The organism is Haloarcula halobia, from assembly GCF_029338255.1.
Classification (GTDB): Archaea; Halobacteriota; Halobacteria; order Halobacteriales; family Haloarculaceae; genus Haloarcula; species Haloarcula halobia.
In genome coordinates this window covers 337,740-350,459 of the sequence record NZ_CP119787.1, presented here as the reverse complement: position 1 = coordinate 350,459, position 12,720 = coordinate 337,740, and the positions used below count along the sequence as shown (strand labels likewise).

The window sequence follows — 12,720 nt, the reverse complement described above, 5'->3', positions numbered from 1 at the left end:
AACACGGCCTCTGCTCACGGGCGCCGTGCCCGTCCGCACGGCCCGAGGGACCGCCGGTCACTCGATGCCTTTCAGTCCCACCCGTGTCGGTTGGTCGGTGGGCGACAGTCAAGCGATTTCTTTCACAACTGCCGAAAGTTCATCGACGTATCTTTCGTAGGAATACCCGAGCCTGGACAACCAGACCTCCTGGTAGCTCGGGTGCAACAGCGGTACCACGGGTACGCCGAGCGTCTCGCTCCGGTGTGCAGTCAAAACGCTGTCGAGGAAGCCCTTCAGCGACTCGCCGTCGAGCGCGAGAACCGTCCGGGTGGCGTGTTTCCCGGTCGGAAGTACCGCCCGCGGCTCGACGGTCTCGACTTCCTCGACGAGATACGGCCGACAGTTCGCCAGTTCCTCGTCCGTCGGGTCGCGGTTCCCCGGCGGATGGCACTTCACGGCGTTCGTGTAGTACGTCCGGTCGGGGCCGAACCCGGCGTCGTCGAGCACGCGCCGTATCTTCCGGCCCGACCGACGGGAGGTGTAGGCCAGCCCGGTCAGGTTGCCGCCGCGCCACTCGTCGGCATCGGGGTCGCCCTCGGCGGGTGCTTCGCCGACGACGACCACGTCGGCGTCGAGCGGGCCGTTCCCCCAGGAGATGCAGGTCCGGCTCTCGGAAAGTTCGGCACAGCGCCGACAGTCGTTGGCGAGCGCGTTGCGACGGCTCGCGTCGGGGAACTCCATCGCCGTCGCGACTCACTCGTCGGCCAGATGACCCGGCGTCCACTCGCCGTCGAACTCGCGGTGGGTAAAGGGCAGTGCGTCCTCGCCGGCGTAGGAGGCGACGAGCTGGCCGTCGCCCTCGAGGTAGTACTTGTAGGTCGTCAGCCCCTCCAGGCCGACGGGGCCGCGGGCGTGGATCTTGCCCGTCGAGATGCCGACCTCGGCACCGAGGCCGTAGCGGTAGCCGTCGGCGAAGCGCGTCGAGGCGTTGTGGAAGACGCTGGCGGCGTCGATGCCGGTCATGAACGCCTCGGCGTGGTCGGGGTTCTCTGTAATGATAGACTCGGTGTGTTTCGACCCGAAGGTGTTGGCGTGGTCGATCGCCTCGTAGACGTCCCCGATGACCTTGATCGAGAGTTCGAGGTCGCCGTACTCGGTCGCCCAGTCGTCGTCGGTCGCGGGGTCGACGTCGACCACGTCGCGGGTGGCCGCGTCGCCGCGAAGGGTGACGCCGGCGTCGCGATAGCGCTCGACTACGTCCGGCAGGAACGTCTCGGCGACGCCCTCGTTCACGAGCAGGGTCTCGACGGCGTTACAGACCGCGGGGTACTGGACCTTCGCGTCGAAGGCGACGTCCGCGGCCATCTCGAGGTCGGCCTCGTCGTCGATATAGACGTGACAGACGCCCTCGGTGTGGCCCAGCACCGGAATCTGGGTGTTGTCCTGGATGTAGGAGACGAACTCCGAGGAGCCACGGGGCATCACCAGGTCGACCTCGTCGTCCATCTCGAGCAGGCGGTCGACCTCCTCGTGGGCTTCGATGAGCGTCGCCCACCCGTCCGGGAGGTCCCCGGTGGCCTCCATGATCGTCTCGTAGAGCACGCGGTTGGACTCGCTGGCCTCGCTGCCGCCCTTGAGGATGACGGCGTTGCCCGACTTCAGGGCGAGCGCGGCGATCTGGACCAGTGCGTCGGGGCGGGACTCGAAGATTGTCCCGACGACGCCGATGGGGACCGCGACCTTGTACAGCTCGAGGTCCTCATCGAGTTCGCGCGCCGCGAGCGTCTTGCCGAGCGGGTCGTCCTGCTCGGCGACGGACTCGACCATCTCGGCGATGGACTCGAGCTTGCCCGCGTCGAGCTTGAGGCGGTCGACCAGCGCCTGGGTGTACTCGCCCTCCGCGAGCAGTTCCTCGGCGGCCTCGACGTCGTCCCCGTTGGCCGCGAGGATGGCCTCGCTGTTCTCGCGGAGGGCGTCGGCGATGGCCGCGAGCGCCGCGTCGCGCTCGTCGGCGTCGACGTTGGCGAGCCGTAGGGCTGCGGACTGTGCGGCCTCGACCTGCTGTTCGGTCGTCTCAGTCATCTGTCTCACCGTTTACCGGGACGAATATTGTGCCCACCGATTCGGCGTCGGCGACTTTCCGGAGCACGTCGGGTTCGGTCGACTCGGCGATGATGGCGGGGATGCCGTGTTCGCTGACGTCCCGCGCACCGCTGACCTTGGTCTGGATGCCGCCGAACTCGCCGGTCCCACTGGCCGAGACGATCTCCTCGATCCGGTCGTAGTTGTCGCTCACGACCTCGATACGCTCGGCGTCGGGGTTCTCCTTGGGGTTGTCCGTGTAGACGCCGCCGACGTCGGTCAGGGTGATGAGGAGGTCGACCTCGACGCCGATGGCGATGGAGGCCGAGATCATGTCGTTGTCGCCGATCCGGAGCTCCTCGGTGGCGACGGCGTCGTTCTCGTTGATGATGGGGACGATACCCCACTCCAGGAGCGTCTCGACGGTGTTGCGGAAGTTGGTGAACCGCTCGGGGTTGTCGAGGTCGTGTTCCGTGATGAGTATCTGGGCGACCTTGCGGTCGTAGCGAGCGAAGCTCTCGGTGTAGCGGTGCATCAGGTGGCTCTGACCGACCGTCGAGAGCGCCTGTGACTCCTCTAAGGTCCCGCTTTCGTGGTCGACCCGGCCGATGCCGGCCCCGACGGCCCCCGAGGAGACCAGCAGCACCTCCTTGCCCCGCGAGAGCAGGTCCTCGATGTCGTCGACGAGCTTGTCGAGTTTCGCGTCGTCGAGATTCGAGTCCTCGTCGGTCAGCGAGTTCGTCCCGGCCTTGACGATGACGCGCTCGGCGTCGGCGGCCAGTCGGCGCGCGTTCGAGATGGTCTGGGCGTCGACGGCGTCAGTCATCTGCGAAGTCGGCCGCCATCTCTTTCGAGCGCCGTTCGGCGGCTGCGACGGCGTCTTTCAGGGCCTCGTCGGCGCCGCTGTCCCAGAGCACGTGCATGCCCTCGATCGTCGTCCCGTTCGGCGAGCAGACCGCGTCGATGAGTTCGTCGGCGGTGCGCTCGTCCTGCACGACGGTCTCGGCGGCACCCTTGAACGTCTGGGCCGACAGCAACTGGGCCTCCTCGTGGTCCATGCCGCCCGCGATGGCCGCCTCGGTCATGGCCTTGATGAAGTAGAAGACGAAGGCCGGGCCGCTCCCGTTGACGGCGGTCGCGATGTCCATCTGTGCCTCCTCGACCTCGGCGAACTCGCCGACGTCGTCGAGTATCTCGCGGACCTGGTCGGTGAGGTCGCCGGTCGCGGCGGTCGCCATGTCCCGGGTCTCGGCCGCCAGGTTCGGCATGATCCGGACCACGGTGGCGTCGGTCCGCGGCTCGACGAAGTCCGTGGGGACGCCGGCGGCGATGGTGACCAGCGTCTGGTCCGCCGAGAGGTCGAGTCCGTCGAGCACCGCTTCGACGATGTCGGGCTTGACCGCGACGAACACCACGTCGGCCTCGCTCGCCCGCGAGAGGTCGTCGGTCGTCTCCTCGCAGTAGTCTTCGACGGCGGCCAGCGCGTCCGGGTCGAGGTCGATGGCGATGACGGAGTGGTCGCCCGCCTTGTCGAGGCCCCTGACCAGCGCACTGCCCATATTTCCACAGCCGATGACACACGTACGTACCATGTTCTTAGTCCATCCCACGAGATGCAGGGACTAACTGTGTTTTCATCTCGCGTCCGGCGGCGGCACAAGATTTTTCCGAGACGCCGACACCGACGACTGTACCCCCTCCTTCGAGTACCGCGTCCTCGCCGTCGAGACGGGGATGTTCGGTTCCAGTAGTGTCCCCGAGGCACGGCTGAACGAGCTGGGCGCCGACGGCTGGGAGGTCGTCGCACCGATAACCGAGAAGAGCGGTCAGACGGCCGCGCTCGTGCTCAAGCGAGAGGCGTAGCCGCCCACGCGGTCGTGCGTGGACGGCGTCTCCCGCCGCCGCCCGTCGGCCTGCCCCCCTCCGGGAGACCGTGGCAGTGCCGAGACTGTCGTCGCCGGGTCTCCCCCGACTACCGGTAGCCGTTCCACTCCTCGAGCGCCTCGACGACGGGCATCTCGAGCCATTCGCCCTCCTCAAGGGGCAGGTCGTCGCTCTCGACGCCAGGGAGACGTGCTCGTCGAGGCGGCGATGTCGAGCGAGTCGGCCAGCGCCTCGCCCGTGGTCCGCCGGCGCGTCCGCGCCGCTTCGCACGTCGTCGCCGACCGCCCTGTCGCTATCCACCGTCGACCCGCCTCCGACGTGCTATCAGGCCGCTGTTCGTGCCTGGCTGTTCGACCCACGTCGTATCAATACGATGAACATACTCTACTGCTCACAGCCAATACCCGTTGCCGCTGTGGGGCCGACGGCGGGGTCACCGCGTGACTAACCGATTGTCCTTTATTGCCGGCGCGGATTACCCCGGGTATGGAACGGTTCGCCGCGGTCGACGACCAGTACGACCCCGAGGACGTCGAGAACGACGTTTTCGAGTACTGGGACGACGTCGACGCCTACGAGCAGACGAAAGCCCATCGCGAGGACGGGGAGACGTACTTCTTCGTCGACGGGCCGCCCTACACGTCCGGGGCCGCCCACATGGGGACGACGTGGAACAAGACGCTGAAGGACCTCTACATCCGCTACCTGCGGATGCGGGGCTACGACGTGACCGACCGGCCGGGCTACGACATGCACGGCCTGCCCATCGAGACGAAAGTCGAGGAGCGCCTTGACTTCGAGAACAAGAAGGACATCGAGGCCTTCGGCGAGGAGAACTTCATCGACGAGTGCAAGGCCTTCGCCGAGGAGCAACTCGAGGGGCTCCAGCGCGACTTCCAGGACTTCGGCGTCTGGATGGACTGGGACGACCCCTACAAAACCGTGAATCCGGAGTACATGGAGGCCGCCTGGTGGGGCTTCCAGCGCGCCCACGAGCGCGGCCTGGTCGAGCAGGGGATGCGCTCGATCAACCAGTGTCCCCGGTGTGAGACCGCCATCGCCAACAACGAGGTCGAACGCAGCGAGGTCGGCAAGCCGTCTATCTACGTCAAGTTCCCCTTAGCCGACCGCGAGGGCAACCTCGTCATCTGGACCACGACGCCGTGGACCATCCCGGCAAACACCTTCGTCGCCGTCGACGGCGACGTGACCTACCAGGGCGTCCGCGCCGAGAAGGACGGGGAGAGCGAGGTCATCTACGTCGCCGAACCCCGCGTGGAAGAGGTCCTGAAGACGGGCCGCTACGACGACTACGAGGTCGTCGAAGAGGTCACCGGCGAGGAGATGGTCGGCTGGACCTACGACCACCCGCTGGCCGAGGAGGTCCCGGCCCACGCCAGCGGCGAGGGGGCGCTGCAGGTCTACACCGCCGACTACGTCGACGCCGAGGACCAGACCGGCCTGGTCCACTCCGCACCCGGCCACGGCGAGGAGGACTTCGAGCGCGGCCAGGAACTCGGCCTCGAGGTGTTCTGTCCGGTCGGCAGCGACGGCGTCTACACCGCGGAGGGAGGTGCCTACGAAGGTACGTTCGTCCGGGACGCCAACGACGACGTCATCGCCGACCTCGACGACCACGGCCACCTGCTGGCCAGCGAGTCGGGCTACACCGTCAACGAGGGCCACTGCTGGCGCTGTGACACGGGCATCGTCCGCATCGTCACCGACCAGTGGTTCATCACGATAACCGACATCAAGGACGAGCTGCTGGCGAACATCGAGGACAGCGAGTGGTACCCGCAGTGGGCACGGGACAACCGCTTCCGGGACTTCGTCGAGGACGCCCCCGACTGGAACGTCTCGCGCCAGCGCTACTGGGGCATCCCCATCCCCATCTGGACGCCCGAGGGTAGCGCGGACTCGTCCGCGAACGGAGGCGGCGACGCCGCCGGAGGCTGGAACGGGTCGATGGACGACGTCGTCGTGGTCGGCGACCGCGAGGAACTCGCCGAACGCGTCGACCAGGACATCGACCCCGAGAGCGTCGACCTCCACAAGGGTACGGTCGACGAGTTGACCATCACGGAAGACGGGACGACCTACACCCGCGTCCCCGACGTCTTCGACGTCTGGCTCGACTCCTCCGTGGCGACCTGGGGCACGCTGGACTACCCCCAGGAGACCGAGGCCTTCGAGGAGCTGTGGCCCGCCGACCTCATCATGGAGGCCCACGACCAGACGCGGGGCTGGTTCTGGTCGCAACTCGGCATGAGCACCGCCGCGATGGGCGAGATCCCCTACAAACAGGTGCTGATGCACGGGTACGCCAACATGCCCGACGGCCGCGGGATGTCCAAGTCCAAGGGCATCCTCGTCGACCCCCACGATGTCATCGAGAAGCACGGTCGGGACCCGATGCGCCTGTTCCTGCTCTCGGTCACGGCCCAGGGCGAGGACATGAACTTCTCCTGGGAGGAGACCCAGGAGATGCAACGGCGGCTCAACATCCTCTGGAACGTCGCCCGGTTCCCGCTGCCGTACATGCGTGCCGACGACTTCGACCCCGAAAGCGTTGCCCTCTCAGGGCAACGAGTCGGAGGCGGCGATAGCGAGGCGCGGAGCGCCTCGGACACTTCGAGCGGGCAGAGCCCGCGAGAAGAAGCCGCCGGAGAGACGACCGTCGAGGACGTCCGCGAGGACCTCGAACTCGCCGACGAGTGGGTCCTCTCCCGGCTCCAGAGCGTCGAGGCGGCCATGACCGAGCACATGGACGACTTCGAGAACGACAAGGCGGCCGGCGAACTGCTGGATTTCGTCGTCGAGGACGTCTCCCGCTTCTACATCCAGGTCGTCCGCGAGCGGATGTGGGAAGAAGAGGACAGCGACTCGAAACTGGCGGCCTACGCCACGCTCTACCGCGTCCTCGAGGAGGTCGCCGCCCTCTTTGCCCCGTTCACGCCCTTCGTCGCCGAGGAGGTCTACGGCGCGCTCACCGGGGAGTCGGGTCACCCGACGGTCCACATGTGCGACTGGCCCGAGGCCGACGAAGACCTACGTGACCCGCAGCTGGAAGAGGAGATCGAGGTCGTCCGCGAGGTCGAGGAGGCCGGGTCCAACGCCCGCCAGCAGGCCGAACGCAAACTCCGCTGGCCCGTCACTCGCGTCGTCGTCGACGTCGACAGCGAGGCCGTCGCAGACGCGGTTCGTGCCCAGGAAGGCATCATCGGCGACCGCCTCAACGCCCGCGCGGTCGAGGTCGTCGGCCCCGACGAGACGTGGGGCGAGCTCCACTACTCCGCCGAGGCCGACATGAGCGAACTCGGCCCGACCTTCGGCGACGACGCCGGCCGCGTCATGCAGGCGTTCAACGAGGCCCGCATCGACGAGCCGTCGATCGATGCCCTCGAAGGCGATGTGGCAGAGACGCTCGGCGAGGCCGTCGAGTTGACCGACGAGATGGTGACGTTCCGCCGGGAGACCCCCGACGGCGTCACCGGCACCGAGTTCACCGCGCTGGACGGCGGCGGCGTCGTCTACGTCGACACGACACTGACCGAGGACATCGAGAGCGAGGGGTACGCCCGCGAGGTCATCCGCCGCGTCCAGGAGATGCGGAAAGACCTCGAACTCGATATCGAGGCCCGTATCGCCGTCGACCTCGAAGTTTCGGACGAACGTGTCGACGACCTCGTGCGCGCCCACGAGGACCTCATCAGGGAGGAGGTCCGGGCCGACGAGTTCCGCGCCGTCGAGGACGGCCACCGCAAGACCTGGAAGGTCGAGGACACCGAGATGGACATCGCGATTGCACCTGTGGCTACCGCCGAAGCATCCGAATAGGACAGGCCGGACAAGCGGTCGGCGTCTGAACCGATTCGAAAAGTGTTAGACAGGCACCCTCATTGGCGGCGGTAGTGACCACCTCCCGCGAACTCTACGCCCTGTATCTCACTCGGTTCGCCAACGCCTTTGGCTTCGTGACGCTGCTGACGCTCCTGCCGACGTACATCGACCTGCTGGACCCCCAGGGATTCGTCCTGGGGATGTTCGCCACCGGGCTGACGCTGGCTCAGACGGGGGCCGTCGTCCCCGTCTCGTATCTGGGAGACCGCTTCGACAAGCGACTAATTTTGCTCGGCGGCCTCGGCCTCGCCACCGTCGTCTACGGGCTCTTCCCGCTCGTGGGCTCGAGCTGGGAGTTCGTCTTCGTCCGCGGCCTCCAGGGGGTCGCGTTCACCGTCGCCAGCCTGCTCAGCCTGGCGCTGGTGGGGCAACTCGCCCGCGAGACCGAGCGAGGGACCACCATCGGCACGGCGAACGCCTGGCGGTTCGCGGCGGCCATCGGCGGGTCGCTCTCGGCGGGCCTGCTGTACGACCAGTTCGGCTTCGACGCCGTCTTCGGGCTGCTCATGGTCATCACCGGCGTCGCCTTCCTCGCGGTCTGGCGGTGGGTCGACCCCGACGAGACAACCACCGAGGGCTTTGCCTTCGCCGACCTGGCGATGAACCGCCGAATCCTCACCATCACGAGTTTTCGCGCCCAGTACGCCGTCGCGGTGACGCTCGTCCGGACGTGGGTACCCATCTTCGCCGGCGTCGCCGCCGCTCGCGGCGGCCTGGGGTTCAACGCCGCCGTCAACGGGGCGACGGCGGTCGCCGTCGTCCTCGCTGCCGAGAAGTTCACCAACATGCTCGCCCAGCCCTACATGGGGAGGCTCTCCGATCGCTTCGGCCGGGCGCGGTTCGTCTTCGCCGGCGGCCTCTGTTACGGCCTCGTGGCGCTCGTCGTCCCCTTCACGCCCGCCATCGGCCGGGCGCTGTCGCTGCCCGCGACCTTCCCCTTCTTCGGGACGCTCACCGCAGCCTTCCTGCCGCTGGTGGCGCTCAACGCGTTGCTCGGGGTCGCCGACTCCATCCGCGAACCCGCGAGTATGGCGCTGTTCGCGGACGAGGGCACCGGCAACGGCGTCGCCTCCAGTTTCGGCGTCCGGTCACTCGTCTGGCGGCCGGGCTCCGTGCTCGCGCCGCTGGCCGGCGGCTGGCTCACGACGAACGTCGGCATGGAGTGGGTCTTCTACCTCGGTGCGGCGGCGGCCTTCACCGGCGTCGCCGTCTTCCTCGGCATCCTGACCTACCAGCACGGACGAACCGGGCTGGCCCAGTGGTGACTACAGTTCCTCGGCGACGACCGGCGCGGCGCTGACCGCGCTCGCGGCCCGCTCCAGGGTGTCGGTCCCGTAGACCGCCTCGACGCCGGCCGCCGAGAGCTTCGTCAGAGCGTTGCTCGCCAGCATCGGATGGACGCAGGTGACGTAGACGCGCTGGGCGTCCCGCTCGTTCAGCACGGCGACCGACTCGCTCATCGTCGACCCCGTGGCGATGATGTCGTCGACCAGCACGACGTCCCGGCCCTCGACCGGCGCGTCGCTCGGCCGGATCTCGATGTCGCCGGTGTCGTAGTCCCGCTCTTTCTCGAAGTAGTCCGTCTCGCCCTCGCCGTAGGCGTCCCGCACCGTCTCTGCGAGGTCGATGGCTCCCGAGTCCGGCGAGAGGAACAGCGGGTCCTCGAGCGTCTCGGGCAGCGGGTCGGCCAGCACACTCGCCGCGTCGACGTGGGCCGCGGGCACGTCGAAGAAGTCACAGACCGCGGGCTCGTGGGGGTTGACCGTGACCACGCGGTCGGTGCCCGAGGAGATGGCCCGCGCCATCGCGCGCGAGGAGACCGGTTCGCCCGTCCGGAAGGCCTCGTCCTGGCGGGCATAGCCCATGTACGGCAGGACGGTGACCACCTCGCTCGCGCCGACCTCGCGCACGGCGTCCTGCAACTGGAGTACCTGGACGTGGGCGTCGCTGCTGACTGTGGAGGCGACGACGACGGCCCGCTCGCCCGCGACGGCCTCGGGCACCCGGACCACGTGTTCGCCGTCGGCGAACCGTTCGTACTCCACGCGACCCAGTCGCTCCTCGGCCGCGTCGGCCAGCGCCGCCGCGAACGCCTGTGTCTCCGCGCCGGGGATAATCATGTGCGATGGGTCTCCGGCCGGGCTAAACCACTTTTCGATTCGAGCGTTCTCCGCTGCTGTAGCCTTCGGCGCCTGGCCAGGAGGAACGGCCATTACGCTCGCGTGCGAAGTGTACCCATGGACCCAGACGCTATCTTCGAACGGGCCGAGCTGATCCACCGACCCGGCGACCCCCTCCCCGGCGGCGCGGAGGGGATGACGTGGGTCGCCGTCGACCCCGAGACGGACTGCCGGGGCGTCGGCGAGTTCGAGAAGGCGGCCCGCACGAACCTCGTCTACGCGGTGCAAGCGTACCACGACCACCCGGCGGAGACCGTCCCGTATCTGAGTGCCGGGAAGGGACAGACACACGAGGTGCAGTGGCACGGGACCGAGGACAGGTCGCTCGCCGAGCACCTTCAGGATCGGCTCCCGTTCTGAGCGCCGAATTCACCGCCGGACACCCGCCCGTGGCGCGCGGTTAGGTCACGGACGTCTGTCTGAGTGAGTACATGCGTAGCCGTCCAACCGTGAGCAGGCCAGCGGCTGTGTCCGGGGCCGCGCCGCGTCCTCAGGCCACGGCGACGCCGACGACGTCCGGGACGCCCAGCGAGCGCTGTCGCCAGCCACCGCGACCGTCGGCGGTCGCCTCGGGGTCGGCTTCGACGAGGAAGGTCCCAGCCTCGGTGACGGCGTAGGTGTCCACGCCGTGGACCACGTCGACCACGCGCTCGTCGACCGGGAGCGCACACCGTTCCCACGCGCCGTCGGCCAGTTCGAACAGCCCGTCGTCGGCCGCGGCGTGGACGCGCTCGCCGTCGCTGGCGATCGCCCGGTGGCCCCCCGCCCGGACCTCGGTCCACGCGTCGCCGTCCCGTTCGGAGAGGCCGGCGGTCGTCGCGGCGTAGCCGGGGGCCACGTCGGTCACGTCCGCGAGGCCGAGGCGGTCGAGCGCGGGCAGGGCGTAGACGCCGCCGTCGGCCCCGAGCAGGCCGTCGTCGATGGCGCGGACGTCGGCGACGGTCCCGAGCGTCGTCCACTCGCCGTCGACGTAGCGGGCGACGGCGCCCGCCGCGCCGGCCGCGAGCAGGCCGTCGTTGTCGTATCCCACGGCCGTCGCCGGGCCGAACCCGGTGGGGGCGAACCCGTCGTCTGTCGTGACCAGCACGTCCTCGTCGGTGGCGACGGCCACCTCGCCGGTCGACCCGGCGACGTCGCGGGCCGTACAGCGCTCTGCCAGGCTGAACCGGCCGACCTGGCCGCCGGCCGTCTCGACGCGGGTCACGCCCAGGCCCGAGGCGACGTAGGCGTGGGTCTCCGGGCGCTTCTCGCCGTACAGCCGCTTCTCGGAGAGGGCGATGTCGTCGTCGTTCATATCGCCTCCTTGTACGCCTCCAGGGCCTCGTCGATGTCTTCCTCCGTGTGGGCGTCACAGACGAACTGGGACTCGAACTGGTTGGCGGTGAGGAACACGCCCCGGTCTTTCATCCCCGGCCAGAACAGCCGCTCCCAGCGCTCGGTCTCGGCTCGCTTGATGTCCGCGCCGGTCTTCGGGCAGTGGTCGAAGCGGGGACAGGACTCCCGCTGGGTACACCCGGCCTCGCAGTGGCCCTCGAAGGAGTCGGGGGCGTCGCGGGTGAACACGAGCTTGAACATCGAGTCCGTGCCGACGACGGTGTACTCGGGCGCGCGGTCCTCGACGAGGTCCTGCAGGCCCGAGCGGATGCGGTCGCCGAGCGCGTTGACGTGGGCGTAGACGTCGTTCTCGGCGGCGTAACGCAGCGTCTCGAGGCCGGCGGCCATCGTCACCGGGTGGCCCGAGAAGGTGCCCGACTGGAAGACCTCGCCGGCGGGCGTGAACTGCTCGATGATCTCGCTCTTGCCGCCGATGGCGCCCACCGGGAAGCCCCCGCCGACGATCTTCCCGAACGTCGTGATGTCGGGGTCGATATCGAACCTGCCCTGGGCACACTGGAGGCCGCCGACGCGGAAGCCCGTGATGACCTCGTCGAAGACCAGCAGCGCGCCGTAGTCGTCACAGAGCTCGCGCAGCGTCTCGTGGTACCCCTCGACCGGGTGGACGATGCCGTAGTTCCCGAGGATGGGTTCGGTGAGGACCGCGGCGATGTCGTCGCCGTGTTCCTCGAACACCTCGCGGGCGGCCCGGGGGTCGTTGAACGGCACCGTCAGCGTGTGCTCGGCGAAGCTCTCGGGGATGCCCGGACTGGACGGGGCGGTGTGGGCGCCCTCGCCCTCGACGAGCGTCGACTCCTGTGCACCGTGGTAGCCTCCCTGCATCACGACGATTTTATCGCGACCGGTGTACCCGCGAGCGAGGCGCACGGCCGACACCGTCGCTTCGGTCCCGCTGTTGACGAACCGGACCATCTCGACGCTCGGGACGTGCCGGGTGACGAACTCCGCGAGTTCGACCTCGACCTCCGTCGGTGCACCGTACATCGGCCCCTCGGCCGCGCGCTGCTGGATGGCCGACTGGACCTGCTCGGGCAGGTCGTGGCCAAGCAAGAGCGGGCCATAGCCCATCACGAAGTCGATGTAGCGGTTCCCGTCGGCGTCGACGACGTGGCCGCCGTCGCCCGACTGGACGAAGAAGGGGTACGGGCGGACCGCTCGCACCGAGGAGTTGACACCGCCCGGCATGACCGACAGCGCCCGGTCGTACAGCGAACGCGACTGCTCGTGGTTCATATCTCGGGGTTCGCCTGCCCGAAGAAAGAAGTTACCCCTCGTAGTTCGCGCCGTGACATCC

The 12,720-nt window shown here is 68.4% G+C and carries 11 protein-coding genes; 4 read left to right on the top strand and 7 right to left on the bottom strand.

Going from position 1 to position 12,720, the window contains the following annotated elements; genetic code table 11:
• Positions 1–108: 108 nt before the first annotated feature.
• The 4 genes from P1K88_RS01820 to proC are packed head-to-tail and all read right to left on the bottom strand — an operon-like array spanning position 109 to position 3,656.
• Positions 109–723: a uracil-DNA glycosylase gene (locus tag P1K88_RS01820; protein WP_276412084.1), complete on the bottom strand. Its 615-nt coding sequence runs from the start codon at positions 721–723 to the stop codon at positions 109–111.
• Between the two features lie 12 nt (positions 724–735).
• Positions 736–2,064: a glutamate-5-semialdehyde dehydrogenase gene (locus P1K88_RS01815; protein ID WP_276412083.1), complete on the bottom strand. Its 1,329-nt coding sequence runs from the start codon at positions 2,062–2,064 to the stop codon at positions 736–738.
• Complete coding sequence (proB, locus tag P1K88_RS01810) at positions 2,057–2,890, bottom strand: glutamate 5-kinase (RefSeq protein WP_276412081.1); 834 nt, start codon at positions 2,888–2,890, stop codon at positions 2,057–2,059. The genes P1K88_RS01815 and proB overlap by 8 nt, the downstream gene beginning before the upstream one ends.
• The gene (proC, locus tag P1K88_RS01805; RefSeq protein ID WP_276412080.1) at positions 2,883–3,656 is read right to left on the bottom strand and encodes a pyrroline-5-carboxylate reductase; all 774 of its coding nucleotides are present in this window, start codon (positions 3,654–3,656) and stop codon (positions 2,883–2,885) included. The genes proB and proC overlap by 8 nt, the downstream gene beginning before the upstream one ends.
• 34 nt (positions 3,657–3,690) lie before the next feature.
• Between proC and P1K88_RS18375 the strand changes: the two genes are divergently transcribed.
• From P1K88_RS18375 to P1K88_RS01790, 3 genes are all read left to right on the top strand, one after another.
• Entirely contained in the window at positions 3,691–3,927 is a 237-nt protein-coding gene (locus P1K88_RS18375; protein ID WP_379786675.1) for a DUF4177 domain-containing protein, read from the top strand.
• Between the two features lie 507 nt (positions 3,928–4,434).
• Positions 4,435–7,788: an isoleucine--tRNA ligase gene (gene ileS / locus P1K88_RS01795; protein ID WP_276412078.1), complete on the top strand. Its 3,354-nt coding sequence runs from the start codon at positions 4,435–4,437 to the stop codon at positions 7,786–7,788.
• Positions 7,789–7,862: 74 nt separating this feature from the next.
• Positions 7,863–9,116, top strand: a complete 1,254-nt coding sequence (locus P1K88_RS01790) for an MFS transporter (protein WP_276412076.1) — start codon at positions 7,863–7,865, stop codon at positions 9,114–9,116.
• Here the strand turns inward: P1K88_RS01790 and prs are convergent, their stop codons facing one another.
• A complete protein-coding gene (prs, locus tag P1K88_RS01785; RefSeq protein ID WP_276412074.1) occupies positions 9,117–9,971 on the bottom strand; it encodes a ribose-phosphate diphosphokinase in 855 nt (284 codons plus the stop codon). It lies immediately after the preceding gene.
• Positions 9,972–10,088: 117 nt separating this feature from the next.
• Here prs and P1K88_RS01780 point away from each other — a divergent pair, with 117 nt between their 5' ends.
• Positions 10,089–10,391, top strand: coding sequence for a ubiquitin family protein (locus tag P1K88_RS01780; protein WP_276412072.1), 303 nt, complete (start codon positions 10,089–10,091; stop codon positions 10,389–10,391).
• 130 nt (positions 10,392–10,521) lie between these two features.
• Here the strand turns inward: P1K88_RS01780 and P1K88_RS01775 are convergent, their stop codons facing one another.
• Together P1K88_RS01775 and hemL are read right to left on the bottom strand one after the other, a co-directional pair.
• Positions 10,522–11,325, bottom strand: coding sequence for an HVO_0234 family beta-propeller protein (locus P1K88_RS01775; RefSeq protein WP_276412071.1), 804 nt, complete (start codon positions 11,323–11,325; stop codon positions 10,522–10,524).
• The gene (gene hemL / locus P1K88_RS01770) at positions 11,322–12,659 is read right to left on the bottom strand and encodes a glutamate-1-semialdehyde 2,1-aminomutase (protein WP_276412069.1); all 1,338 of its coding nucleotides are present in this window, start codon (positions 12,657–12,659) and stop codon (positions 11,322–11,324) included. The genes P1K88_RS01775 and hemL overlap by 4 nt, the downstream gene beginning before the upstream one ends.
• Positions 12,660–12,720: the final 61 nt, after the last annotated feature.

Bases quoted from the DNA above. Each gene is read 5' to 3' on its own strand.
- P1K88_RS01820 (WP_276412084.1), bottom strand. From the start codon at position 723: ATGGAGTTCCCCGACGCGAGCCGTCGCAACGCGCTCGCCAACGACTGT.
- P1K88_RS01815 (WP_276412083.1), bottom strand. From the start codon at position 2,064: ATGACTGAGACGACCGAACAGCAGGTCGAGGCCGCACAGTCCGCAGCC.
- proB (WP_276412081.1), bottom strand. From the start codon at position 2,890: ATGACTGACGCCGTCGACGCCCAGACCATCTCGAACGCGCGCCGACTG.
- proC (WP_276412080.1), bottom strand. From the start codon at position 3,656: ATGGTACGTACGTGTGTCATCGGCTGTGGAAATATGGGCAGTGCGCTG.
- ileS (WP_276412078.1), top strand. From the start codon at position 4,435: ATGGAACGGTTCGCCGCGGTCGACGACCAGTACGACCCCGAGGACGTC.
- prs (WP_276412074.1), bottom strand. From the start codon at position 9,971: ATGATTATCCCCGGCGCGGAGACACAGGCGTTCGCGGCGGCGCTGGCC.
- P1K88_RS01780 (WP_276412072.1), top strand. From the start codon at position 10,089: ATGGACCCAGACGCTATCTTCGAACGGGCCGAGCTGATCCACCGACCC.
- P1K88_RS01775 (WP_276412071.1), bottom strand. From the start codon at position 11,325: ATGAACGACGACGACATCGCCCTCTCCGAGAAGCGGCTGTACGGCGAG.
- hemL (WP_276412069.1), bottom strand. From the start codon at position 12,659: ATGAACCACGAGCAGTCGCGTTCGCTGTACGACCGGGCGCTGTCGGTC.